The following is a 25,489-nucleotide window of genomic DNA, read 5'->3' as shown; positions in this document are numbered from 1 at the left end:
ACTGAATTGGAGAGACTGCTAGAGGCCAAGGTCGCGCTTCCGACCAAAACCCCGTTCGATGCCACCGCCGTCCTTCACGACGCCGGTGACGTGTTGGCCGAGTTTCTTTTCGAGTTCGCGCGACCAAGGCACGAGCTGGAAGCCGAGCCCGTTATCGATCATGGCGAAGCGTCCTGAGCTGAGCGTCAGCCGCTGGCGATATGTGCCCGCCACATGCTCCCCGGGGTCACGCTTCATGTAAGGGAGGCGCGTGTCGGCCGAGACTTTTGCGGCCACCTCATCCAGTTCACGCCGGCGCAAAGTGTTCAAGAGGTCGCGCTGCAATATGATGCGTTGGCCCTGCCGCCGCGCCAGGCCTTCCTGGATCAGATGCTCGGTACGGGCTTCCATGGCGTCGCGTGTCTCGCGGCCGAAGCCGCCCATGGCGAGCGGCATGGCCTTGCGTTCGACGAGCCTGTGGTCGAGCCAAGTTGCCCCTCTTGCCTTGACCTGACCACCAAGATCGAGATCGGAACGGGTCGCGAGCACCACGGTGGGGTGCGGATCGCCGGGTGGACCGAAACTCCGGACTTCGACGATGCCGCCGACGGGCGGTGCATATTCGAACGCCTCGAGCCCTCGGAAGCGCACGTGGTGCGCGCGTCCATCTGTTCCGTCGATCAGAGCGTAGGCCTCGCCAGTCAGTTCGTCATGCAGTCCACGGTCGACCAGGCGTCCGATAATCTGGGCCGTCGGCTGTCCACCCTCGATGACGAAGTCGGCAACGCCGCGGGGTTCTCCACGCTCGGTAAAGGCGCGGTGCATGGTCTTGATGATGTCGCCGCGCATACCGAGGTCGCGCAAGCTACGCTCGGCCTCAAGCCCGACCATCCATTCGCCTGGTGCGGCGGAGGCAGCAAGGCCCATCTTCTCAAGGTGCTGAAGGCGACCGACCATCAGGCGCCGGATCTCAGGATCGGAGCTGCCCGGGTTCTCGGGGCGAAGATCGATAGTGCCGGTCTCATCGGCCGCCAGCCGGATCTCCCGATCTAGCCGCGTCCACCGTTCAGCTGTGACTTCCCTCTCCAGCGAATTGCGGATCTCCTGCTCTGGTCTTGGTCCCAGTTCGATGGCGACCAGTTCCTCGGCGCGCGCGCGCAGACCTCGGCTAATATAATCGCGGGAGATCACGAGATCCGCCCCTTCCTCATCTATCCCCCGAACGAGAAGATGGACGTGAGGGTTGTCGGTATTCCAATGATCGACGGCCACCCAATCGATCCGCGTCCCGAGATCCGTCTCCATCTGTTTGGCGAGATCGCGGGTAAAGGCCTTCAGGTCGGTCATGTCGCCCGCATCCTCCGGCGAGACGATGAACCTGAAATGATGCCGGTCGTCCTCACAGCGCTCCGCGAAAGCCGCGCTATCGGCACGATCGCTGCCAGCATCGAACATCTCGGCCCGCTCACCACTCCGGGTCACGCCGTCGCGCTTCAGATATGAAAGATGGGCCGTCATTGGCGCTGAACGGAAGGCTCTCCCTTTGTGACGAACCACGCGGGCCTTCACCACGACGCGCCGCGTTGGGCTGAACAATCTGGCGCGGCTAAAGGCGAGGCGCCCGCGGCCAAACGTCGAGCGCCCATAGGCCGCAGAACGCCTGCCAGCCGCGGCCTGGCCCGAGGTGTGTCCCGCTCTCTTCGCCGCCCGCAGCACCTGGTTGATGAAGCTCTTTTGCTTCGGCGCGCGGGTACTGCGGATGCGCCCAGGCCGAACGCGCAAGTCGCTGTCGCGCACGCTCACGGAAGGGCCTCCCAGGCATCAAAAGCATGCACGGTGCCGAAAACGCCGTTGATTGCATTCATCAAAATGCACGGCGCGGCACGCGTCCCGACCGACCGGCACGCCAGAACCCATGCCATGCCAATGGCTTGCGGTTCGACCGGCGAGCCCCTTTTATCTCGCCGTCCTGCCGTCGTGGTCTCCCGGTCGCCGGTTCCCCAAAGGGCCGCCGCAAGTTGCCAGCCAACTCGCGGAGCCCCCACTGCTTCCGAGCGCTTGCGATAGCGATCGTTACCCGAAGGGCCGAGACACCCGAAGGGTGGCTCGGTGAGGAGCGAAGCGACGAGTAGAGCGCGGGCCGAAGGCATCGCCCATACGCCACCAGCTTGTGAACCCACACACTTGGTCATTGCGACACTTCCGAATCCGATCGAGGGACGAACACGCCGATTGGCCGGGGGACCATGGGCGAAACATCGGGCGCCGAGATTGCGGTCGTGACACCGCTGGATGGCATGAGCGCCGGCAACCGATCGCTCGTTTTCGTGAGATTGGCTCGCGCGACGAATAGCGTCGCAGCTGCTGATGACTGTCGGGTCGACGTCCACCTCGGCGGCAGTTCGATGGCTAGCAGATTTGGAAGCTTTGCGACGTATGCTCGCGTCTCGTCTGGCAAAGAGCCGCCTGCGAGATGCTCTTCATAGCGGGATGGTCCCGCGTTGTACGCGGCAAACACGCCAGGCGAGCCATACCGATCGAGCAGTTCGCGTAAGTACGCCGTACCGGCCAGAATGTTATCGTGCGGGTCGTATGGGTCGTTCCCGAGATTGTAGCGCTCGCGAAGTTCCGCCCAGGTCGCCGGCATGATTTGCATCAGGCCCATTGCGCCTTTTGGCGATCTGGCGTGCACGTCACCAGCACTCTCGACGCTTTGCACTGATCGGATCCAGTTCGGCGCAATCGCAAAGCGTTGTGAGGCTTCATTGATGAAACCGGCAAATGAGTGAGCGGTCTGACTGATCGCCGGCTGGGCGGCTGATCCGCTCTGGGCCAAAGCAGCACTGTCACCGGCGGTCAGAAGAAGCATCAGGGGCACGACAGCGCAAACACGCGTGCCCAACCGACCAAAGGACGCGGTCGGGCTCGCGCCAGCCTTGCAGACATCGATCGAGACGACGGAATGATCCCACAATCGATCGAGCAAGGGAATGGCAAGGAGAACACCTCGAATACGCATGATTACTCCTCCCACGTCCATACCGGCATCGCACGGCCGATCACGCTAGACGCCGGAAGAAATCCAAAATACCGGCCATCAAGAGAGTCGTCCGACTGCCAGTTCATCAGAAACAGCTCGCCGTCGCTAACGACGCGGCAGCCCTGCCATTTCGGCAGCGGCCTGCCCCGTCTGTCGTGATCCTTCGCCTCGCCCACCGCGACATCGTCGACCGAAATCGCGAGGCCGGTTCTGCAAACACTTTGCCCCGGAAGGGCGAGCACGCGCTTCAGCATGGGGACGCCGATGGGTAAATAGCCGTTCAAGTCGAGGAAGGTCGCGAGCGGCTCCGGCGGCTGCACGGCGACCAAATCAGTGACTTGGAATTGGTCTGCCGGTCGGAGGCGGTAGAGACCGATTGGCACGCTTGCGGATGCGTTCCAGATGTAAAGCGGAAGCGGCTCCAGGACGATCGTCGCGATGAGCGCAGCAGCGACACCAAACGTGGTGGTCAGCGTCTTCATGCGGCCCGTCATCGCATGATCCTCTGACGGTGAAGCCAAGCCTGGTGGCGCGCTTTCGTATACGGGCGCGGGTTTTCGTTAACCGACAGGCGGTTATGAACGTGATGCCAATGATCGGGCGCGACATCAGCAGGATCGATGCCGAGTGCCTCAACGGCATCGATCATTTGCAGCACTCGTTCGACCTTCGGCCAGCCGGACAGACGCAGCAAAATCTCTCCGCCGGGCTTCACATACGGCACGGTCGAGCAGCGCTGTCCCGGAGCGACTGCGCGCAAGATGTCGATCCGCGAAATGATTGCCCCAAAGTCGTTGGAGGTCCATCGGGCGAAAGCAAAGATGCTGCCCGGCGCAAATGACAGGACGCGCCGATGGCGCTCAAGCTCCCTTTCCTTGACGACACGACCGAACCGAATCCGGTTTTCGATACGCTTGTCGAGCCACAGCACTTCTACTTCGGTAAGATCACTCATACCGCCGCTCCCCTACGCTCGACCTCGGAGCCGTTCGCTTCGACGGCCGGGAAGTGCGTGTACGGCTTGTGAAGGCCAGCAGGGCGAACGGGCCGGCTTTGCCGGCCACCTCCCAAGCGCTTTGCGGCCTGGTCCGTTAGAAGAAATCCGAAGGATTTCTGGTTAGTAAAGTTAGAGCGGCCGGAAAGCGCAGAGAAACAAGCCTTTAAGGTCGATTCCGGTCCCCGATAGCACGAGGATCGGGTCCCCGATAGCACGAGGGTTGCGGTCCTCGATAGCACGAACTGATTCACAGGTTGTCCTCCGAATTTGGAATGAGACCGCGCCGGCGCAAGCGTGCCGTCAGGGGATCAACAGGCGTTGGCGCGAAGTTCAGCCGCTCGATGCCGTTCAGATCCCGTGTGAGCACGAGCTGATAACCGGGCAATGTCTGGCGCTGGACGATCTGACGTACGTCGTAAGCAAAGTGCTTGAGCGGCGAGAGGATGCCGGACTTGGCATGGAGGTGTGCAAGGTCAAAGCTCCAGCCATCGTCCTGCCGACCGCCGTGCTTGCGCACAAGACGATAAAGCCACCGCTCAAGTCCGCCGGTGAGCTCGAAATAGGCGCGGTCGATCGTCAGCACGAGCGCGTCGTCGATGACGCCGGCATAGAACCAATCCGGCAGGATCAGCTCGAGCCCGAATGGGCGGCCATTTGCATCCGCCGTCTCCTTCCACTCGTTTATCCAGGAGAAGCGATGCCGTCGTCGTTCCATCGGCTGGCGGATCGACGTCAGCACCGTCGTTGACTGAAGTCTGTCGAGGCCCGCCTTCAGACGGTGATAGTCGCGTGCGCTGGTGCCGCGGCCAACGAACGTTAGAATCTCGTATGGCGTTGCAGCCATCAGACGCGACGTCTTCAGGCCCGCATCCCGGGCTTCGACGATCTGAGACGCGGCCCAGATCAGAACGTCTGCATCCCAAATGGTCGCCATGCCGTGTTCCGGAACAGCTTCGACACGAATTGAGATCGCACCTGCGCGGAAATCGATCGGCACAATCCGCTTCGTTTTTGCGAGCGAGAAGAACGGATAGGCCATCAGATCCTGCGCATCTCGCGGCGCGAGATCGCCGGGCAGCGCCCGAAAGAGCTCAAGCTGGCCGCGCTCGGAATGGTGTTTGCGCCGCATGGTCACTGCTCTCACGCGGCTATCAGCGACGTTCCTGACCTGCATAGGGACGCAGGGCCGGATGCTTCTTGGCGGGCAGCACGGTCCCCTTGCCGGGATCGGATGTCGAGGTCTTGGCGCCGCGGTCGGCCCACGCTTTCAGGTCATCGACGGCGTAGACGACACGTCCGCCAATCTTCCGATATGTTGGTCCGGTGCCGTACGTGCGGTGCTTCTCCAGCGTGCGACCGGAGAGGCCGAGGTAACGCGCGGCCTCCGGGGTACGCAGGAAGCGCGGGGGTAGACCGGCCATCGGATCGGGCATTTGGGGACTCCAGGATGACAGCGCACCACGGATGGCGGCGCTAGCGTGTGTGCGGCCATCATGGAGGAGCAGGTTCTCGGAGGGGGATGCCGAATATGGAGGGAGCGGTTTTCGGCACGCCTTGGGAACGACGCTACCCATCCCTGCGCCCGGGCCGCAGAATTTTTTGCGGTGACCACCGCGCATCAACGCGAGGCCGGCTTGCACCAGGCGGATCGTTCGATTACGCAGTTCGTGGGTCTTCTAAGCGCGATCGGGGACGCGGTTCTTGCCGGACAGGCGCCGAGTAAGAGTCGCCCTTGCTCAGTCACCCATTTGGCACGAGCAAGATGACTCTGATATGCGCGCCGCGCACGGTCCGGCTCTCGGTCGGACCACTTGAGCCACTTCGCCCCAGTCCGCCCCCTCACCGCCGGCCGTGCAGAAGGCGAACGTACGTGACGACATGCTGTTCGTTATAGGCCGTCAACGTCGGCTCGTTCGGCGCACTGTCAGCTACGTCTGGATCTGGGGCTCGCTCCTGCATCATACCCGCTTTTAGAACGCCTATAAGCTACGCCATGGTCTCCGATGCGCGTTGGAATCCAGGATAGCCCTTGGGTAGACACACGGCCGAGCTCGGTCGCGCACGTAGCGTCGTCACATCGATAGCATGTTCGGACACGAATAGAAACGATCGTTGCTAGAACGATCGTTCCGGTCAGTTTCCCATATCGCCATGGATCTCAAGAGATCATGGCTGTGACTCTGCGTCGGAAACGCCATGATCTACAAATGACGCAGGAGGAGCTGGCCGAGCGTGCGGGTCTAATCGCCGTTATGTCGGCGCCATCGGCGACGCATCAGCAAGCGATACCGTGCTCGGGCAGATTGCTGAAGCATTAGGGGGCAAGCCGGAAGACCCGCTCAAAAGGGCTGCGCGGCTTAGCAAATCGTAATCCGCACCTCAGCCCGGGCGCGAAGTGCCCCGTCCGGCGAACCGGGCGGGGCTTGATTGAGCGAGCTTACTCACCGTTCTTACGCGGCCGCGACCAGAGGAGCGTGTAGCCTTCGCCGCTTTCGTCCTCGAAGAGGTTCGCATAGATCGGAGCGTTGAACGAGGGGTCGTCGAGCTTGAGTGAGAGGTAGTCGCGGCCTTCCTCGGAACGCTTCGACCAGGCTGCGCCGATCTCCGCGCGCCCCACATAGATGCGGTGGCTGGGGGCGTTGTCGTTGGACCGGTTGGTCTCGGCGACGATGCGGACGCCCTTGGCTTGCAGGCTCAGGGTGACAATCTCGCCCTGGAAATCGTTGCCGACCTTCTTGAAAGAACCGATGTTAGCCATGTCACTTCTCCTGTTGTGTTTCGAGCCCGCGACCACCGCGGCCTCGATGGCGATCTAGGGGCGAAGACGATCGGCGACGCACCCGCCCGCGGGCCGGAGCGCAGCGGAGGACGCCGTTGTGGCGACTTTCTTGACTCGCGAGGAATGGGCGAAGCCCAGGGGAAGAAAGTCGCATCAACGGCGTTGCGGCTCAGACGATCGAGGCGAAGCCGGTCTTCGGCCAGATCAAGCCATCCATGAGGCCACGTGCGTCGGCGTGCTGAACCGCAATCTCAGGAGAAGACATGACTCATATCGGCTTTGCTGAACAAGAGGTCGGAACCATTCAGCGCAGAAAGAGAAACAATTTTCTGCAAAGGGCGGTATCGTCTCGCACGAATGGATCGGCGCAACACCGCTCCGCCGCGGCTGCGTGGGCCAGACCCGAACGCCGGCGGCTTGATCGAGAGCTCCGAGGCGGACTGCCTCTCCCGCGCTCGATCGCTCCCGTTCAGCGCGCCGATCTATGCGAACCTGTTCGACGATGAAGGAGGTAAATGGTCATCTCTCAGGCCTTCCGGCCGTAAGAACTGGTTAGGACGGACTCTCCACCACCCTACCCGGCTCGAACGGGCGGGTCTCCGCCGGAACGATCAAGCGCGTCCATGACGTAACGCCAATGCAAACCGCGCCCAGGCAAGCGAAGACTTCACGCCAAACCAACGAAGGCACCCCAATCTGGGACAGGGCGAACACCACATGATAGCCGGCAACGGCGGCGGGAATAGCAAATGCTGTCGCGATCGCGATGCGCAAAGCCAAGGACCGGGTAATTGCGACGGCGACTTGGCCGAGGACGAGCGTCAGCGCACCGCCGGCCGTCGCGATAAGTACCGCACCAATGAGGCCGGCGCCGCTCCGAAACGTAGTCATTCCGATACTGAGAGCGACGAAAAACGGCAGTGCATACACAGCGATCGCAAAGATCGCCCAGCAGAACAAGCCGATGCCGAGTGTGTTGATGGCAAGCCCAAGGGCAAGCATGGTGGTGGCTCCATGTGCATAGATGTACCAGTCGCGCCTTCCACCACCACCACGGCGCAACTCTGAACATGAGACGGAAAGGAGGCGGAGTTGCGGCGCATGCCCCCCGCTCCAACTGTTTGGAGGCGAGAAGACGGCTTATGTGCCGCCGAACCTCCAGACCGGGATGCCGAGGCGCTTTGCTTTGTCCGCCAGGTTGTCCTGGATTCCTGTGCCCGGGAAGTGCATGACGCCAATCGGCAGGAGTTCGAGCATGGCGTCGTTGCGTTTGAATGGGGCTGCCTTGGCGTACTTGGTCCAGTCAGGCTTGAATGCGATCTGAGGCACCTTGTGATTAGTCGCCCATTTGGAGGCGATAAGCTCCGCACCTTTCGGCGAGCCGCCATGGAGCAGGACCATGTCGGGATGCTTGGCGTAAACCTTGTCGAGGCGGTCCCAGATGAGGTGGTAGTCATTAAAGTCTAGCCCGCCGGTGAGTGCGATCTTCGGTCCTTCCGGCAACAAGACCTCGGTTTCAGCGCGACGTTTTGCTGCGATGAAGTCGCGGGAGTCGATCATTGCTGCGGTCAGCGTGCGATGATTCACCAGTGATCCCGATCGAGGGCGCCAGGAGGATCCGGTGTGAGTCTCAAAGCGTTCGATGGCCTGATCGCGGAAGAGTTCCAGGCAGTTGCGGCGCTCGATCAAAGTGATGCCCTCGGCCGTCAAGCGCTCGAGTTCGACTGATCGGACCTCAGAGCCATTCTGCTCGCGCTGGCTCTTCTGCTGCGCCTGCTCGTTATCGTCTAGATGGCGTTCGATGCGGTCGACGGCTCGATGGAACAGGTTGACGGTCGACCACAGCAGATCGCCCAGGTCCGGCTCGAGCCGCGTGTCGCTCAACGTCGCGACCAGGGCGTCGAACACATCGGCGACGGCGCCAGCGATCATCTTGCCCTCGGGGAGCGGTCGTGGGTCAGGCTGGTCGTCGAAGGGACGGTAGCCGAAGAGCTGTAGTTCGGTCAGCACGTGGTCAGTTGGAGAAGAGGCGTGCGGCGGTTCGATATCGTCGTTGTCGGTCATTGGAGTGATCCTTTTCCGGATCGGCCGCGCCCATCGCGGCCTTCGTGGCGATCACTCAGACGGCGGGCGGAACGGGCCAGAACCCGCAAGGGCCGAAGCGGCAGCGGAGGATGGCGGAGGCCGGCTATTTTGCTTCGCGATGCAAAGCGCGCCGGTCTAATGGCTGATGTCTTCTCATCGCCAGCGCGCGGCGGAAAATAGCCGGGCGTAGCCATTGCCGGCCCGGTCCGCTTGCCGTCCGATCGCCCTCTAGAAGGCCGAGGTCGCGTCCTCTTCCGGCAATGGCCTTGGAACGACCGAGCTATCAACGTCGATCGAAGCACCGGCCTATTCTGCGGCTACTGTCGACGAATGCAGGAAGCGGACGACGTCCTCTGGTGCGAGTTGAAGCCGTAACTCTGCTCGGAGGGCCTCGAGACCGAAGATGTGCAGGTCTTCGTTGAAATCCCCCAGCCGGGGCGACAGGGTGATCGCTTCAACGCCGGCCTCTTCGGCGCGCTGGGTGAGAATCGCCTGTACGGCATCTCCGGCAGCATCGTCATCGCGGGCGATATAGAGCCGACGCAGGCCAGATGGCAGCATGATTGCTGCGAGATGATTGGCCGAAATCGCGGCAGCCATGGGCATGGTCGGCAGCACGTAACGCAATGAAAGCATGGTCTCAATCCCCTCGCCGGCGGCGAGCACGTCGCCCACCACACCGAAGCGGACGGCGTTGCCGAGCAGGTCACCCATAGCCCGTCGTGGCGTGTCGATCGGAGCCTTGCCGAGACGAACGCGATCAAAGCCGTCTGGATCGAGCCAGGTTCGGTGCGCTCCGGTGATCCGCCCCTCGAGGTCCGTGACGCGGGCAATCATCGCCGGCCAGGTCTCGGTGGGCGAATGCTCATCCGGTCGATAGTAGCAACGAGGGTGGAAGCGCAGGCTGCCACCATGGTGGATGTGGGTTATCCCGCGACGCTGCAAGTATTTTTCGACCACCGTCCCCTCGATCGGACTGGATATCGCAAAGAGCCGACGGGCGGCTTCCTGCGATCCAGCCGGCGCTACCGAACGAACGGGTTTCGAGGTCAGCTGGGGCACGGGACGAGGCAGCTTCAGAAACCGTCTCGCCTCCTCGGCGGCCGCGCTGAAGTCGCGCAACCCCCGGCATTCGCGGATGATGTCGAGGAGGTCGCCATGCTCGCCGGTCGCAGCGTCGGTCCACTTGCCGGCAGGGCCCTTCGGTGATTCCTGAAGCCGCACGAACATCGAGCGGCCCGGCTTGTTGCGGACGTCGCCGACCACCCAGTACCGCCCCGCGCGCTTGCCATTGGAGAGATAGTATCGGCACACGGCCTCGGCCTCGCGCGCGAGGCGGCATGCCAGTTCGCAAGGCGCGGGGGACATCACGCAGCCACCCGCTCACTGACGCGCGCGACCGGGTAGGTTTCGAGCACCTTTGTCAGGATCCCGACGCCGCTTTCGTCTGTGGGCACAAACATCCGCAGCTTCCAGGAGATGATCTCTCCAAAGAGGCCGTAAGCACGGAGGCGATCGCGCATCGTGTCGTTGAATCCCGATAGCTCGATGCGGCATGCGCCCATCACCCGGACGCGACGAAGCTGGAGCCCTTCCGCGAGATCGAGGAGGGTGCGTCCTTCCATCAAGGCCGCAAAGGCAGTGTCCGGCGATAGCGTAGGCGCGTCCGCCGCGAAGGCGTTTGCGACCCACGCCGCAGAAACCTTGCGGCCGATGATGCGCTCGCCCGCATCGGTCTGGAGCCGATAGACGCGGGTCGATTCGTTCGGCAAGCGTTTCCAGATGGGCAACAGCAAGCCGGCCACTACGTGGATCGTGCTTTCCGTGAACTCAGGCACCTCGGCGAGCTCCGCCAGCCAGGCCGCGGCAAAACGTTCGCGATCCGCTTCGACCCAATGGCTCTCCGCCATCATGTTCAGTCGGACTTGGTGCTGCTCCATAGGGCGGATCAGGCGGACGCGGCGCTCGATGTCGCCGTCGTCGAGCATGATGCTCGCGGCCGGAACCTGCACGGCGGCCCTTCCTGAGCGCTCGTTGATCAGCAGGACGGCAGGATTGGAAAGACGAGTAAGGGCGTCATCCAAACCAACGGGATGGTTACGCCGGCGCTGGATGACGCTGAGCAGCCGCGTCTCGGCACCTGTGCGCGGATGGACATAGATCGTCCGCCGGCCGCTGACGACAAAGCTTTCGGCGCGGAGCGTTTCCAATCCGACATCGTACGTGCCCGATGCGACCGCGCCCTCGATCCGGGCGGTCAAGAGCTGCTCGAAAGCAGTGAACAGGACATTTTGCAGGTCGATGGTGAGCGCCAACAACCTGTTCAGGAAGGTCGTGATCGGCGGCAGGTCATCCCTGAGCCCATTGGCATCTGTCAGCTTCAGGCCGGTTGCATCCTCGAACTTCTCGAGCGAACAGCCGTCGACTTTGCCGCGCACCAGCAGCATGTAGAGTTGACGCAAAGCATCGCGCCCGTACTGACTTTCGAGATTGTCCTCGGGCCGGAAGAGGCCCTGTCCTCCGGTCTGGCGCTGGCCGCGCGTAATGGCCCCCAATGTGTCGAGCCGGCGCGCGATGGTGCTGAGGAAGCGCTTTTCGGCCTTCACGTCGGTCGCGATGGGCCGAAACAGCGGGGGCTGCGCCTGATTGGTCCGGTTTGTGCGGCCGAGCCCCTGGATCGCAGCATCCGCCTTCCAGCCGGGCTCAAGCAAATAGTGGACCCGCAAGCGGCGATTCCGGGCCGACAGCTCGGCGTGGTAGCTCCTCCCCGTGCCGCCCGCGTCGGAGAACACGAGGATTCGCTTGACGTCGTCCATGAAGGCCGATGTCTCAGCGAGATTGGCCGAACCGGCTCGGTTGTCGACCACCAACCGGTCGCCCTTACGAATGATACGGCGCGTGCGGCCGGTCACTTCGGCGACCATGTCGGTGCCGAAGCGCTGGACGATTTGATCCAACGCGCCGGGTACCGGGGGCAACGAGGCGAGTTTCTCGATGAGGCGGCCGCGTCGTGCGACGGCTTCCCGGCTCTCGACTGGCTGGCCATCGCGATAGACAGGCCGAGAGCAGAGATTGCCCTCCGAGTCGGTGAAGGGCTCGTAGAGCTGGACCGGGAAGGAATGGGCGAGATAGTCGAGCACATATTCGCGCGGAGTGATGTCGACCTGGACGTCGCCCCAGTCTTCGGTCGGGATCTCGGCGAGCCGGCGCTCCATTAGCGCTTCGCCCGTTGAAACAATCTGGATGACGGCGGCATGGCCGGCGTCGAGATCGCGATCGATCGACCGGATGAGCGACGGCGTTTTCATCGAGGTCAGCAGATGACCGAAGAAGCGCTGTTTGGCGCTCTCGAAGGCGGATCGAGCCGCGGATTTTGCCTGCCCGTTCAGCGTTCCGGTCTCGCCGATGATGTTGGCGGCCCGCATCGCCGCATCGAGGTTGTTATGGATGATGCTGAACGCATCGGCATAGGCGTCGTAGATGCGAACCTGCTCCGGTGTAAGCTGGTGCTCGACGAGTTCGTACTCGACGCCCTCATAGGACAATGAGCGGGCGGCGTAGAGACCGAGCGCCTTGAGGTCGCGCGCCAGAACCTCCATCGCCGCGACCCCACCCTGCTCGATTGCCTCAACGAACTCGGCACGTGTGGCGAATGGGAAGTCGGCACCGCCCCAAAGGCCGAGGCGTTGGGCATAAGCGAGGTTGTGGACCGTGGTGGCGCCCGTCGCCGACACATAAACCACCCGAGCATTGGGCAAAGCGTGCTGGAGCCTCAGGCCTGCGCGCCCCTGCTGAGAGGCCGCCTGATCGCCGCGCTCGCCCTTGCCACCGGCCGCATTCTGCATGGCATGGCTCTCGTCGAAGACGATCACTCCGTCGAAGTCGGAGCCCAACCATTCAACGATCTGACTTACGCGCGAAAGCTTCTCGCCACGCTCGTCGGTGCGTAGCGTGGCGTAGGTGGCAAAAAGGATGCCTTCCGAAAGCCGGATCGGTGTGCCCTGGCGAAACCGGGACAGAGGCGTAACGAGCAGTCGCTCCATGCCGAGTGCGGACCAGTCGCGCTGCGCATCTTCGATCAGCTTGTCGGATTTGCTGATCCAGACCGCCCGGCGGCGGCCATTGAGCCAATTGTCGAGCAGGATGCCGGCGACCTGCCGCCCCTTGCCCGCGCCGGTGCCATCGCCCAAGAACCAGCCGCGGCGAAAGCGGACGGCATTCTCAGCGTCGTCGCGCGCGGCCGCCACAACATCAAAGGTCGCATCGACGGTCCAGGAGCCCGCAAGGAATTCGGAAAGCGCCTCGCCAGCATAAATGATGCTCTCGACCTGGGCGTCCGATAGAACTCCATCTGCCACCAGACTTGAAGGCAGATGCGGACGGTAGGACGGCTTCGGCGGCGCAACGGACGCCATCGCCGCGGACTGCACGAGTTTCGTCGGATGGGAGCACGATCCGGGAATACGGATGGACTGTAATCCGTACTCCTCATATAGCGCATCGGTGAGGCGGGCGCCTTCCGGCGGCGACCATTCGACGGTCTCGTACGTGAGTTCGACGCGATTTGGCGCTGCGCTTTCCGAAGTGGACGACAGACATGATACGGAAGCGCCCGCCGATCGGGGCATTGCAGGGCGGCTAACGATGTCGGCCACGACCGGCGCGGCGACGGGTAGCCTCGGAGGCACGTACTGGGTCACCCAATTGAGCAAGATGGCAACATCGCCGGCCATGCCCTGCGATGCAGGAAAAGCCTTCGGATCGGCAGCGGGCCACTTGTCGATTACGAGCAGCCTCGTGTCCGTCTGAGTGCCGTGCTTGGCATAGACGGCGCCGTCGATCGCGGCAGAGAACACGACCCGTCCGCGCTCCTGGAGGCGAACAAAGGCCTCTAGCCACGCCGGGTTATCCGGCGCAAGGCCTGCGCCAACGATGGCGACGAGGCGTCCACCATCGCAAAGGCGCGCGAGCGCCGAAGCGATATGCCGGAAAGCGGCGTCTGCCATCCGTCGATCGACATTCGCCACCGCGGAGAACGGCGGGTTCATCAGAACCACGCTCGGCACAACGTTCGCGTCGAGGTGATCATCGATCTGCGCGGCGTCGAACCGCGTGACCTCAACGTTGACAAACAAATGATCGAGCAGCGCCGCGCGACCTTCAGCCAATTCGTTCAACATCAGAGAGCCGCCGGCGAGCTCGGCGAAGATCGCGAGCAATCCGGTCCCCGCGGATGGCTCCAGAACGCGGTCGGCAGGCGTAATGCCGGCTGCGACGCATGCGGCCAGCCCAAGCGGGATCGGCGTCGAGAATTGCTGGAACGCCTGACTGTCCTCGGAACGCCGCGTATGGGTCGGCAGACAGCTCGCGATTCTCGCGAGCATTGGCAGCATGGCAGCCGTCGAGCCAGCCTTGGCGCGCATGGCCGGACCGAACTTGCGAAGAAATAGAACTGTTGCCGCCTCGCAGACGTCATAGGCGGTCTTCCAGCTCCAGACGCCGGCCGCGTCTGAGGCGCCGAAGGCTGCCTCCATGGCGCTACGCAGGACGGCGGCATCGATGCGACGGCCGCGTTCGAGCTCGGTCAGGAGCTGTCGCGCGGCCCTGATGGCGGCGGAGGTGAGATTTGCGGCGGCACGCATCGAGAGCGGCGCGGCGGCAGCGCCGCCGGCGAGAGATTCGGTCATGGCAGGATTTCTCGGGAGAGCAGGAACAGGTCGAACCGCGCGGCGCTCCCCTTAAGACCACGGCAATTCAAACCTTCCCGGCCCTGCTCTCCCTCTCAGCGCTCGCCCATAAAATGGGGACCGGCGTTACACACCGGTCTCCAGGCAACTGCGGGATGGCCCGAGCCATCCCGCTCTGTGTCACTCAGCCGCGTCGAGCTGTTGCGGGTCATCGTCGCCGGCGTTCTCCCGATCCTCATCGTCGGCGAGAAATTCGGGTAGCGGGCCTGCTTCAACCTCCGGCTCCAGTGACGCCGCATGGGGATCGACGAGACGCAGCGGTTCCGGCAACCAGCCCGAACCATCGAGAAGACGTTCGGCCTCTTTGGCCATGTCGGCCTTCTTCAAGTGGGCGATCAGCTGCGCGGAAGATTCTCCCCTTGCTTCTCGCACGGCTTCCAGAATGCGAGGCTTGATGACCCCGCCAAGATAGTTGTCGACGGTGGGTCGCCAGCCGGCCTGCACCATGTCCAGCCCGACCGCGCGCGCCAGCACATTGGCCTGGTCGAGACGCGCGCGAACACTATGGGCGGAGACACGGCCCTGATCGTAGTGGTTGGCTGGCTCGTAGAGAGCGTTGACCGCAAATGACGCACAGTGAGCGAACAGGGACGCCTGAGCGGCACCGTCGAGAGCTGTGAGCGCATCCCACAGGTCCTTCTCGCCTTTCGGCAACCGTGCTTTCCAGGACTCAGGCGGCGCCTCGACGGTCTTCGCGGACGCGCTCTCCCTCAGGCCGGGGGCTTGAGCGGGGAAGGTCGGCGTGCGAAGTCCGATCTCAAGGGGACTCCCCGTCGACGAGAACCCGTAGAAGGCAGTCAGCACGAAATTGTGCAGCACCGCCTGGAACGCGATCGCCGGATTTTCCGCCAGCGCATCGCGCAATGCCAGTGTACGATGTGCGGTCAACTCGGTGATCAGCCGATCCGGCAAAGGTTTGGCCGCGTCCTCATCATCTTCTTCAGTGTCAGCAGCGCTACTTGCGACCGCGATGACGTGCGCTGAATGGAGCTACCCTCCTTCCCCTCGACCGGCTGCGCATCGGTGCCCTGCCTGACGTCAGAATCGATCGCGGACATGTCGTCCTCCGACCGAACATAGCCCCGATCCACCGACAGGCGCCCTTCGGAATCGATGCTGACGAAGACGCCAGTGCGGACGATCTCGGCCGGCTCGTAGATCATCGATCGGTGTTCGAATGCGAGCAGTGCCGCTTCGATCTTGCCGAGCCGCTGGTCGACCTCATCGGGCAGTTCGTCGGCATCCTGATAATCCGATTCAAGCTTAGTATGCTCGCCGTTGGGTGCGTCGATGGTGGCCTGCTCCTCCGGGGTGAGATCCATAGGTTTGCCCTCGAGTTCGCGGAGGCCGTTGGTATGGCCGTAGGGGAAATCGACCGCCACTGAGATCCAGTTCCAACCCTCGGTTGCGATGCTTTCCGCCTCGAGCTTCAGCTTGTCGGTAACAAGACGGTCCAACAAGGCAAGGTCCTGCAAATATCCGCCATCGTCCTGCTCGAACAGATCACGCAAAACGCCGCCGCCTGCCTGTTCGTAAGCCTCGAGGCCCACGAACCGAGCGCGGCGATCGGACGCACGGACCGTTAGTTCGGTCAGCAAGCGCCGGATCTGGTATGGCTCGTCGTAACCCGAACGACTGACCTGCTCCCAGACTTGCTCCTGGCGAACATGATCGGCTGTCACCGAGAACGCCATCAGTTGCTCGAGCGTCATACCGTCGTGGGCATAGATCTCGTGCAGCTTGCTCGAAACCGAGGCCAGTCGAAGCCGCTGCTTCACGACGGCCGGGTCACAAAATGCCACGCAGCGGTCTTCCTCGCTCATGCCACCTTGCTGGAGGCGCTGGAACGCGCGGAACTGATCGAGGGGGTGGAGGCCGACTCGCTCGTCATTCTCCGCAAGCGAGTCATCTTCCGCGATACCCTGGTCCCGAACAACGCACGGAACCGCTTGCGTCTCCGCCATGCGCTTTTGTTTCACAAGCAGTTCGAGGGCGCGATAGCGCCTGCCGCCTGCAGGCACTTCGAACATGCCCGTCTCGTTCCCTTCGGCATCAACGACGGCACGGACGTTGAGGCTTTGCAGGAGGGTGCGCGCCGCGATGCTTTCGGCGAGTTGCTCGATCGAAATGCCCGCCTTCACATGGCGAACATTGGATTGGCTCAGCACCAGCTTATTGAAGGGAATGTCGCGTGAGGGCGACAGGGTGATCTTCTGGACAGCCTTCGTGATGTCGAGTCTCCACGACGGGCCGCCGCGAGCCTCTCTCGGCCTTCAACCCGTCGCGAAAACGACCCTGCCCTCTCACTCGCTTACCCGCGGTGGCCGAGGAGACCCTCACGCTGCCTCCTGTTCCGCTCTCTCCGTCGTCATGTCGCCAACCTCCTCCGGCAAGAACCCAAGGAGATAATCCGCAACCTTGCTGGCTTGCGAGGCAGCTCGCACAATAGCACGATTGTCCTCTCGCAGCACCTCAAGCCAGGAGCCGATATAATCGGCATGTCGCACCGTCGGCACGATGCCGAGCGAGGCGCATCCGAATGCGGATGATATCTCCGCGATCAATTCCTCAAAGGCATACTTCTTGCTTCCGTAGCTTCCCGACAAATCGCGACTCAGACGCGATGTATGGCCGCTAGCATGCGCCAGCTCGTGAAAGGCCGTCCGATGCCAGTTGATCGGCTCGAAATAGGCTTGTGGTGGCGGTACCTGCACATAATCTTCTGCCGGCATGTAGAAGGCGCGGTTGCCGCCAATGCGGAAGTCGATCCCGGTCGCCTTGATCAGGTATTCAATCTTTGGCTCGATAAGGCCAGGTGGCGGAGGTGGCGTCGTTGCGATCTCCGAAGGCAAGCCTTCGCACTGATCGATATTGAAGACCGTGAACCGCTTGAGGAACGGGATGGCCTGCGCTTCGTCACCTGTTTCGCTGGCGCGCCGCTTTTCGTCGGCCGGCACAAACCGGTCGGCATAGACGACGCTCGTGCCGCGCTCACCCTTGCGGACGTGACCGCCGAGCGAGAGCGCCTGACGGAAGGTGAGCCAGCTCTGACTGGTGAATGCGTGTTCGGTGGCAGCCCCCCAAAGGATTAGGACGTTGATGCCGCTGTATTGACGGCCAGTGGCGGCGCTTTCCGGCATGGCCAATGACGCCGCCGCCGCCGCCGAACCCCAAGGCTGTACCCACGGGACGCGGCCGGCTTCAAGCTCGCCGATAATTTTGTTGGTGATTTCGTCATAAAGGCTGGTTCGGTCCTCGCCGGCGCGTGCCCGAAGATAGTGTCTGGACATAACGGATCTCCGCGACGGGCGCCGCGAGCCTCTCTCGCAGCCTGTAACCCGTCACGGCAAAACCCGGCCGGCACTCTCACTTTAACCTTCTTCAGGCGAAATCGAGGCCGCGTGATTTGCGAGAGCTCCTCACCCACACAAATGACAGAATGCGAAATCTGCGACGCACTCCGTCTTTCGTTCCATTCTTCGGGATGGCCTCGCGGTGCTTTAGGGCCGCAGGCCCCACCAGGCGTGGGCCAACGGCGCATCGCCTCAACGCAAAATGGCACCCGGAGAGCGTGAGCATAGCGACCCGAAGGGGCACGCGGGTCCGAGTGCGGCGACGAGACCGGTTCAATAGCGGCACCCGGGAACGGGGCAGTGATAGCGATCGCCGAGAGGCGAGCCGCTTTCCCGAGTGCCCCCGGCGAGAAACTCCGCAGGCCTTGCGCGAGGGATCGAAGCCGGATGGCCGAGACGCAAAGCGGCTCGGTTCACGAGACCCCGGTGCGGCGGAAGCCGCACGCGCAAAGCGGAAAAATCCGCTAGTCTGAAGATCTAGATGTCCTCGCGCGCATGCGTCTGCGCATCATAGATCCTGATTTGAAGCATGGGAAAACGTTTCTTTAGTTCTTCTCCACCTGCCCTGGCGCCGTCTCTGGTTGCAAATTCGGCTTTGAGTCGGCCATCCACTTCGAGTGCGTAACCAGAGGCCGGCGGTTCACGGGTAGCTGCAACCATTTCATTCCCATTGCGTAGTGAAGGGCTTAAAATGATGGGTAACGTGAGTCGCCAAACCGCGCTAGTCCCACTCCCCGAGCGCGGTGATCGGCGCACCATGTGGATTGACGCTTCGCCGTGCCCAAATGGGCACTGGAGATACAAGGCGCGCTGAGCCCCGGCCGTCCTTGAATGCGGCGACGGTGCGGGTATCGGTGGACGTACCCTCCCTACCGCAAGGGCGAGAGTATCCTTGTTGCGCCACGTGCGTGGGTTGGAAAAGTAGCGGACAGGCGCGCACCGTGCACTCTCGCACTAGTCAGCTTCTCGAAAGCCAACCGTCCTAAAATTCGAAGCCGATCTTTAAGGGCCAACCGAAGAGGCTTTGTTCTCATAGGAGCAAGGGAGAGCATAATGGATTCCAATCGGATAAACGGTGCCGGCTTGCCAGAGTTCCCAACGGGGTACGCCCGCTCACAGGAGGATCATGAGCTTTTCAGACAAGCTGTAAACGACGTCGGGCGGCCGCTCGCCGCTGTACCGGCAAAGCCCCCGATTTGGAGTTCGAGCGCTCCATACGGGAACTTTGCACGCGATGGCTACTCCTGGAACAACGATGTGTGGGGCAGTGGTGCCGGGCCTCAGACCATTTCAGTGTATGGACCGAACCGGTGGAGCGTGTGGTCGAACCAGCCTCGAACTGGTGGCATCAAGAGCTATCCGCATGAGGCCGTCCATATCGGGAAGCCGCTCAGTGCAATCAACACCTTGAGCTCGACCTTCAATCAGGACGTTCCTAACAGCGGCGCTTGGGACACCGCCTATGATATTTGGGACAGCTCAAACCAGCATGAGATCATGATCTGGACAAACTACACCGGAAACTCGGACGGTAGCGGCAACGTTAAGCCGATTTCTTATCATTATCGGCAGGATCCCTCCGGGGCGGCGATCCCCGTCTACACTAACGTCGAGGTGGGAGGGACGACCTGGAACGTGTTTCAAGGGAACAATGGTCACAACGTCATCTCGCTCGTGCCCACTTCGAAGAGCAATAGCGGGACAGTGGACATCAAGGGCATCCTAGAGTGGATCAAGTCGAAAGGCTACTTCGGCGACATAAACGTCGGTAGCGTCCAATACGGCGTCGAGATCACCTCGTCCCCAGGCGGAATGGACTTCAAGTTCAATAACTGGACTGTGACCTCAAAGTGAAGATCCAGTTCTGTTCGCCTCAGTCAGCTTTCTGTCACCGTTATCTCGACGACGGGCGCTGGTGTACTGGCGTAGCCTTGCGGACGCGTTCATTTGCAATGAACGCGTGTGTTGCTAGCTGCGGAAGATAGCACAGGTCAGATTTTTGGCACAGTCCAGATGGTACCTGCCGGCTCTGAGAGCCAGATGCATAGCGCTCAAGTCGTCAAACTGCTGGTTGGAAGAAGTGCACGCCGTCGCGGTATCGGGCGCTGGCTGCTGTCGGCTGGGAAAGATATTGTTGACGCTCAGCACGACCACAAGTTCTGCTGCCGAGCGTCTTTACGCCAGCGAAGGATGGCAGCGGGTGGGGTATCATACCGGGTTGTGTGCTCGCCTCTGACGGAACCTATCGCTCGACGACCTTCTTCTACAAGAATCTCTGATACTGCGTTGCTAGATCATTGCTGACGGGCTTGGTATTCATATAGACAAGATCGTCGGGTCGCGTCCCGATAACCATCATCGTCGGGGAGCATCGCTGACATTGCAGCCTTGTTCATGGTTTGTGAACAACGACAACGGGATCTCCAGATGAGAATATCAAAACTGAGCAGACGGTGGATCATCCAACTGCTGGCACCGCTTGTAATCACAATGACTTGCATGAGCGCCGCTGAGGCTAGTTGCAGTCCCGACGCCGCCGGGCCGACGATCGGGATTTAAATTCCATGCGCATGGGCTGCGGAGACTGAAGCAATGCCTAGCAATGCGCTTGACAAGCTGCCCCAGCTCCTAACTGCCGCGTTAAAAGACTTCTTCGTCGAACATCGAAGCCCGTAAATCGGGGCGCCCGGTAGCGGCACTAAGGGAAAGGGGCTCGCCTCTCGGCGATCGCCATCACTGCCCCGTTCCGCCTTCGGCGCGCGCCGCCCGTGGGAGGCCGGCGTTCCCCTCATCGCATAGAACGAGAGGATCCGTCCTCCCTTCAGCGTGTCGCCGACGGTCGCCTTTGCAGCAGGTGACGCCATGCGATCAATCCGACGCCTGAGGCTTCGGCCTCCGGCTCCCATTGCGCAATGTCGGAGGCGATGACTTGGCCTATTATCGTTTCGCAGAAACCGGGGCCGACTCGATTACATTTGAGACGAACGCGTCAGAGCCGCCGATCCGAGTATGAGGCTTGGAGCATTGCTAAACTGCGGTGAAGTTTTACCAGGAAGACCTGAAGCGCCGGCGCCGGGCGACCGGGATCGTATCTGTGGGACAAACGCGATGGCAAAGGGGTAAGGGCGAGAATTGCACAAACTAAGCGCCTCAGTTCGCGCGCGACGGATAGCTCGCAATCTTGCGAGTGAGCTGCCAAGTTCGACCGTGTTGGTCTCGGCTAATTGCTGCGCTCGCTGCTTAGCCGCCTCCTCACCAGCGCAGCCTTACGCAGTGCACTATATTCCCGTCGGGCTGCGCTGCGTGCATGTCTTTGGTGGAGGTCGTCATCGGTCATGCTTATCTGATCGCGACCAGCGGCCGGCGTATTGGCTAGTTGCAACGTTCCTGTATGGACATCGCTCGGATCTTATTCCCCGCCAGTTGCGCTCGACGATAGCTATAATCAATTTTTCAGTGGCGATCAGAGCCAGCTCCATTTTTTCCTTAACAATGGTCGACGTATCTCGACCGATACTGTCGAGGTGGTTCAGGGCCATCGTTTTGAAGCTATGGGCTAGGCGCTCCTCGGCATCGTCACGTGCATAGTCTACAATAGTATCCAGGTGGGCGACGATTTCAGCCCGTTGCTCGGTCGGTTTTGGTCCGTCAAGCAACGTTATCGCTCGAATAAAGGACTCCTCAATGGGGATCATATCACGTCTCCTTTGGACTGTGGTTGGAAGCAGTGATTCCAGCTCGCACCGTTGGTGAAGATTCAGCGGAAAGGCGGGGACTTCAAGCGGCTTACCGCTCCGAAAAACGGCCAGCGCAGGGGTGATTCGGCGCTCACGCCCCCGAAAGCACTGTCTCTACCACCAGCCGTCGCCCTCGGAGTTAGCAAGGCTGGCCACCTCGGCCCCCCAGAGGCTGAACTCCCAAAGGGTGCTGCTAATTATCGCGGAGAAGGACTGCAAGGTACCTACCAGGATTGGTTGGCGCCGATCTCATGTGGTCCGCGATTAGGCAGCTGGTGGGGGTATGGGTCGTGGCCGTGTGTCCACTCGATTCCAAATTGGTGGTTCTCCCTTTGAACGAGAACCTAAGCGTCGTGCCCTGCCTTTCCGCTCGCGTGGACGGCATCGACCGCGGCGCGGATTGCCTCCTTCTGAGTAGCGTATGGGTCGGCTATCGTCGCTCGCAGTCATTTTGGCCACGCCGTGGAATCGTGGTGGCTGGCTCACGCAATCTTTGCTGGCGCTCTGCAGGCCGATCGCCGACAGACGGCAGCCTCGCGAGCTGAGGAAGAAGGCCTGGCCTTTTTGGGAAACACAGTATCGCCTTCAACCGCCAGACGGGACACCGCATCAAGTACGTGAAGGTCGATGCCGACACCGGCGACGAGGTGCCGAACGAAGACATCGCCGGGGTTACGCGCTCGAGAAGGGTCAGTACATCTAGGTCTCGAAAGAGGAGCTCGAGGAGATCGCGCTCGAATCGACACGTACCATCGAGATCGACGAGTTCGTCGACCGGCCCGACATCGATCCCCGCTACCTGATCCGCCCCTACTGCCAGCGCCCGGACGGCTAGGTCGGCCACGACGCCTTGGCCGTGATCCGTGAGAACATTCGAGAGATGGACAAGGTCGCCATCGGTCGGGTGGTGCTGACCAACCGCGAGCATATCATTGCGCTCGAGCCGATGGACAAAGGCCTTGTCGGCACTCTGCTGCGCTACCCTATGGCGTGCGCAGCGAGCTGGAATGCTTCGACGAGATCCGTCGAGGACTTGCCCCTCCAGGGCGGCGGCCACGAATTCCGGCGGCTGAGCGCTAGCATAACCGCTCATTGGGTTTGCGGCATGACCCAGCTTGAGCCGGATCCCATCGCTGCCATTTTCGCGCGGATCGAGGGCGACGCCTATGCCGAGTTCTTGTCCGACGTCAGCGAAAACGGCGTGCGCGAAGCGGTCGGCGTGTTCAAGAGAAATATCCTCGACGGCCGCAATCGCTGTCGCGCCGCCGTCGAGACCGGCGCCGATTGCCCGACGCGCAACTATTACGGTGACGATCCGCTGGGATACGTCATCAGCCTGAATTTGAAGCGTCGACACCGACAACGATCCGAGATCGAGATGTTGCTCTCTCTCGGAGAGATTTAATCGCGTTAGGGCTTCTTCTCGAATTCGAGCGGGCCCACGTCCCGTTCGGCAGCCCAATTTTCAACCCTCTGGTCTACGTCATCCTCCGCATGAGCTGAATCTGCCACGTCATAGACTGTGAGCACTCCGTCCCACTGCGCCCGCCGAGAGCCAGCGCGCGATGTGTGCGGCGCGGGCAGCCGAACAGTTCAGGCAGCGACAGGGGACGGCCGCGCAGAGCAAGGCGGCGGTGGCACGGTGGGACGGCGAGGTGGAAATCAGACGCCTCCACGCGGATACGTCCCTGTCATATGATGGTAGTGCTGAAATGGTCGAGCAGCTTCGGGCAGGCGCAACGATCACCGCGTTTCCAACTCCTATGGTCGCCACCTGGCGATAGCTTCTTCGTCAGCTTACCGACAGGTAAGTGCTTCAGAGGTTACAACGTATCGTATGGACTAAGTCTACTCAGTCCTGGCAAGGGAGTATGGAATGGATCCTTTTGAGGCAGGACAGATTCTGCGCGCCGATGGGATCTCTTCGAACGAACAAAAGGGGGCAGGAGCGGAGATCCTCCCTGATTCGCTCCAGTATCTCGAGCTCAGCGACAATCAATTGACGAGTCTGCCGGAGGGCTTCCCCGCTATGCTCCATACTTTCGCCGTTAGGGGCAACCAGCTAACCAGCTTACCTGAGGCGCTTCCGCCCGGGCTCGTGCTCCTCCTCGCTAACCATAGCCAGCTAACCAGCCTACCCGAGAACCTACTGACGCATTTGAGCACTGGTGCCGAGTTAGATGTGTCTGGAGATCCGCTGCCGGAGCAGGTGCTGACGAACCTGCATACAGGCTCGATTTCGTGACCACCGCGGTGTACCACCGATTCGGCCCGCCACGCGCGGCGAGCATCAGAACAGCGAGGCAGCCATGGCAAAACCGTTCCCGTCGAAGACCCATATCGGCAACCATATGCTGCATCCGGAAACCCTGATGCTGACCTATGGCTATGATCCGCAATTGTCGGAAGGCGCCATCAAGCCGCCGGTGTTCCTGACCTCGACCTTCGTGTTCAAGACCGCCGAAGACGGCCAGGACTTCTTCGATTACGTCGCCGGCCGGCGTGAGCCGCCAGAAGGCATGGGCGCGGGCCTGGTCTATTCGCGCTTCAACCACCCCAACAGCGAGATCGTCGAGGACAGGCTCGCGGTCTACGAGCGCACCGAGAGCTGTGCGCTGTTCTCCTCGGGCATGGCGGCGATCGCGACCACGATCCTCGCCTTCGTCCGGCCCGGCGACGTCATCCTGCACTCCCAGCCGCTCTATGGCGGCACGGAAACGCTGCTGACGAACACGCTGGCGCGCCTGTCGATCGGCGCGGTCGGCGTTGCCGACGGCATCGATGAGGCCTCCGTCAGGCAGGCCGCGGAGGAGGCGACGGGGAGGGGGCGGGTTTCGATGATCCTGATCGAGACCCCGGCCAATCCGACCAACGGCCTCGTCGACATCGCGATGATCCGCCGCATCGCCGATTCCGTCGGCAAGGCCCAGGGACACACGCCGATCATCGCCTGCGACAACACGCTGCTCGGCCCGGTGTTTCAGCGGCCGATCGAGCACGGCGCGGACCTGTCGCTGTATTCGCTGACGAAGTATGTCGGCGGCCACTCCGACCTGATCGCGGGCGCCGCACTCGGATCGAAGGCGATCATGAAGGGCATCAAGGCGCTGCGCGGCGCCATCGGCACCCAGCTCGATCCGCATTCCTGCTGGATGATCAACCGCTCATTGGAGACGCTGAGCCTGCGCATGGAAAAGGCCGATGCGAATGCGCGCCTGGTCGCGAGCTATCTGCGCGACCACCCCAAGGTCGCCAGGGTTCATTATCTCGGTCATCACGAGCAGGCCTCGCCCTCGGGGCGGGTGTTCGCGAGACAATGCCTGGGCGCGGGATCGACCTTCTCGTTCGACATCGTCGGCGGCAAGGAGGCGGCCGTGAAATTCCTCAATGCGCTGCAGATCCTCAAGCTGGCGGTGAGCCTCGGCGGCACCGAGTCGCTCGCGAGCCTGCCCGCGACCATGACCCATTCCGGCGTTCCCGCCGACATCCGCCAAAAGATCGGCGTGCTCGATTCCACCATCCGGCTGTCGATCGGGATCGAGAACCCGTCGGATCTGATCGCCGACCTCGCCCAGGCCCTGAATGCGGCTTGAGCGGGGGATCAAAGCGGATTGGACGCGCGGCATGCCGACATGATCGCCGCGGCAGCCTCGCTGCTCTGCGCGCCCGAGAGCTGCCGCACGACGCAGATGTAATAGCCCTTGCTGGATGCGTTCAGCAGGGAATCGCCGGCAGGCCCGTCATCTCACTCGGCTTAGAGCCATTTGGAGAC

Annotated in this window: 18 protein-coding genes and 4 pseudogenes; 7 read left to right on the top strand and 15 right to left on the bottom strand. The window is 62.0% G+C overall.

All coding sequences use genetic code 11. The features are described 5' to 3' along the window. Window positions 1–18 precede the first annotated feature (18 nt). The 7 genes and pseudogenes from I6F37_RS30485 to I6F37_RS30455 all read right to left on the bottom strand — a co-directional run. Window positions 19–1,782, bottom strand: a complete 1,764-nt coding sequence (locus tag I6F37_RS30485) for a DUF3363 domain-containing protein (RefSeq protein WP_225147713.1) — start codon at window positions 1,780–1,782, stop codon at window positions 19–21. Window positions 1,783–2,167: 385 nt separating this feature from the next. After that, window positions 2,168–2,998 carry a lytic transglycosylase domain-containing protein gene (locus I6F37_RS30480; protein ID WP_225128620.1) on the bottom strand — a complete coding sequence of 277 codons (831 nt, stop codon included), beginning with the start codon at window positions 2,996–2,998 and terminating at the stop codon, window positions 2,168–2,170. A gap of 2 nt (window positions 2,999–3,000) precedes the next feature. Continuing rightward, window positions 3,001–3,513, bottom strand: coding sequence for a S26 family signal peptidase (locus I6F37_RS30475; protein ID WP_225128621.1), 513 nt, complete (start codon window positions 3,511–3,513; stop codon window positions 3,001–3,003). Beyond that, complete coding sequence (locus I6F37_RS30470) at window positions 3,510–3,974, bottom strand: DUF2840 domain-containing protein (protein WP_225128622.1); 465 nt, start codon at window positions 3,972–3,974, stop codon at window positions 3,510–3,512. The genes I6F37_RS30475 and I6F37_RS30470 overlap by 4 nt, the downstream gene beginning before the upstream one ends. A gap of 289 nt (window positions 3,975–4,263) precedes the next feature. Beyond that, complete coding sequence (locus I6F37_RS30465; protein WP_225128623.1) at window positions 4,264–5,145, bottom strand: replication initiator protein A; 882 nt, start codon at window positions 5,143–5,145, stop codon at window positions 4,264–4,266. Window positions 5,146–5,167: 22 nt separating this feature from the next. Beyond that, window positions 5,168–5,449, bottom strand: coding sequence for an AlpA family transcriptional regulator (locus I6F37_RS30460; RefSeq protein ID WP_008561544.1), 282 nt, complete (start codon window positions 5,447–5,449; stop codon window positions 5,168–5,170). Between the two features lie 296 nt (window positions 5,450–5,745). Further along, window positions 5,746–5,975 (bottom strand): annotated as a pseudogene (locus I6F37_RS30455) (DUF2285 domain-containing protein); the annotation flags it as partial. Window positions 5,976–6,184: 209 nt separating this feature from the next. Between I6F37_RS30455 and I6F37_RS30450 the strand changes: the two are divergent. Further along, window positions 6,185–6,387: pseudogene (locus I6F37_RS30450) on the top strand (helix-turn-helix domain-containing protein). A 66-nt stretch (window positions 6,388–6,453) separates the two neighbouring features. Here the strand turns inward: I6F37_RS30450 and I6F37_RS30445 are convergent. The 7 genes and pseudogenes from I6F37_RS30445 to I6F37_RS30415 all read right to left on the bottom strand — a co-directional run bounded on the left by I6F37_RS30445 (window position 6,454) and on the right by I6F37_RS30415 (window position 17,917). After that, window positions 6,454–6,774: a DUF736 domain-containing protein gene (locus tag I6F37_RS30445; RefSeq protein ID WP_128948358.1), complete on the bottom strand. Its 321-nt coding sequence runs from the start codon at window positions 6,772–6,774 to the stop codon at window positions 6,454–6,456. A gap of 573 nt (window positions 6,775–7,347) precedes the next feature. Continuing rightward, window positions 7,348–7,797 carry a hypothetical protein gene (locus tag I6F37_RS30440; protein ID WP_225128625.1) on the bottom strand — a complete coding sequence of 150 codons (450 nt, stop codon included), beginning with the start codon at window positions 7,795–7,797 and terminating at the stop codon, window positions 7,348–7,350. A 138-nt stretch (window positions 7,798–7,935) separates the two neighbouring features. Then, window positions 7,936–8,859 (bottom strand): DUF2493 domain-containing protein, encoded by a 924-nt coding sequence (locus I6F37_RS30435; RefSeq protein WP_225128627.1) that lies wholly within the window; start codon window positions 8,857–8,859, stop codon window positions 7,936–7,938. A gap of 327 nt (window positions 8,860–9,186) precedes the next feature. Further along, a complete protein-coding gene (locus I6F37_RS30430) occupies window positions 9,187–10,248 on the bottom strand; it encodes a toprim domain-containing protein (RefSeq protein ID WP_225128629.1) in 1,062 nt (353 codons plus the stop codon). Continuing rightward, a complete protein-coding gene (locus I6F37_RS30425) occupies window positions 10,248–14,567 on the bottom strand; it encodes a strawberry notch-like NTP hydrolase domain-containing protein (RefSeq protein WP_225147714.1) in 4,320 nt (1,439 codons plus the stop codon). Before I6F37_RS30425 ends, I6F37_RS30430 begins: the two co-directional genes overlap by 1 nt. A 180-nt stretch (window positions 14,568–14,747) precedes the next feature. Beyond that, a pseudogene (locus tag I6F37_RS30420) lies at window positions 14,748–16,858 on the bottom strand (ParB/RepB/Spo0J family partition protein). Window positions 16,859–16,963: 105 nt separating this feature from the next. After that, window positions 16,964–17,917 carry an ArdC family protein gene (locus I6F37_RS30415; RefSeq protein WP_225128631.1) on the bottom strand — a complete coding sequence of 318 codons (954 nt, stop codon included), beginning with the start codon at window positions 17,915–17,917 and terminating at the stop codon, window positions 16,964–16,966. Window positions 17,918–19,033: 1,116 nt separating this feature from the next. Here I6F37_RS30415 and I6F37_RS30410 point away from each other — a divergent pair. Both I6F37_RS30410 and I6F37_RS45985 read left to right on the top strand, forming a co-directional pair. After that, entirely contained in the window at window positions 19,034–19,834 is an 801-nt protein-coding gene (locus I6F37_RS30410; protein ID WP_225128634.1) for a glycosyl hydrolase, read from the top strand. Window positions 19,835–19,942: 108 nt separating this feature from the next. Then, on the top strand, window positions 19,943–20,284 hold the full coding sequence (locus tag I6F37_RS45985; protein WP_368736795.1) for a hypothetical protein: 342 nt from the start codon (window positions 19,943–19,945) through the stop codon (window positions 20,282–20,284). 1,022 nt (window positions 20,285–21,306) lie between these two features. On the opposite strand, the gene I6F37_RS30405 is transcribed toward I6F37_RS45985, so the two are convergent. Next, a complete protein-coding gene (locus I6F37_RS30405) occupies window positions 21,307–21,675 on the bottom strand; it encodes a hypothetical protein (protein WP_225147715.1) in 369 nt (122 codons plus the stop codon). 620 nt (window positions 21,676–22,295) lie between these two features. On the opposite strand from I6F37_RS30405, the pseudogene I6F37_RS30400 reads away from it, so the two are divergent. From I6F37_RS30400 to I6F37_RS30385, 4 genes and pseudogenes are all read left to right on the top strand, one after another. Continuing rightward, window positions 22,296–22,743: pseudogene (locus I6F37_RS30400) on the top strand (Ku protein); the annotation flags it as partial. A gap of 7 nt (window positions 22,744–22,750) precedes the next feature. Beyond that, window positions 22,751–23,122, top strand: a complete 372-nt coding sequence (locus tag I6F37_RS30395; protein ID WP_225153551.1) for a hypothetical protein — start codon at window positions 22,751–22,753, stop codon at window positions 23,120–23,122. Window positions 23,123–23,593: 471 nt separating this feature from the next. Continuing rightward, on the top strand, window positions 23,594–23,962 hold the full coding sequence (locus I6F37_RS30390) for a hypothetical protein (RefSeq protein WP_225128641.1): 369 nt from the start codon (window positions 23,594–23,596) through the stop codon (window positions 23,960–23,962). A 64-nt stretch (window positions 23,963–24,026) separates the two neighbouring features. Next, window positions 24,027–25,310, top strand: coding sequence for a cystathionine gamma-synthase family protein (locus tag I6F37_RS30385; protein ID WP_225128643.1), 1,284 nt, complete (start codon window positions 24,027–24,029; stop codon window positions 25,308–25,310). The last annotated feature ends 179 nt before the right edge of the window (window positions 25,311–25,489 follow it).

It is taken from the genome of Bradyrhizobium sp. NBAIM08 (assembly GCF_020193935.1).
Lineage (GTDB): Bacteria > Pseudomonadota > Alphaproteobacteria > Rhizobiales > Xanthobacteraceae > Bradyrhizobium > Bradyrhizobium yuanmingense.
The sequence above is the reverse complement of the archived record's forward strand: the minus strand, read 5'-3'. Positions and strand labels throughout refer to the sequence as shown.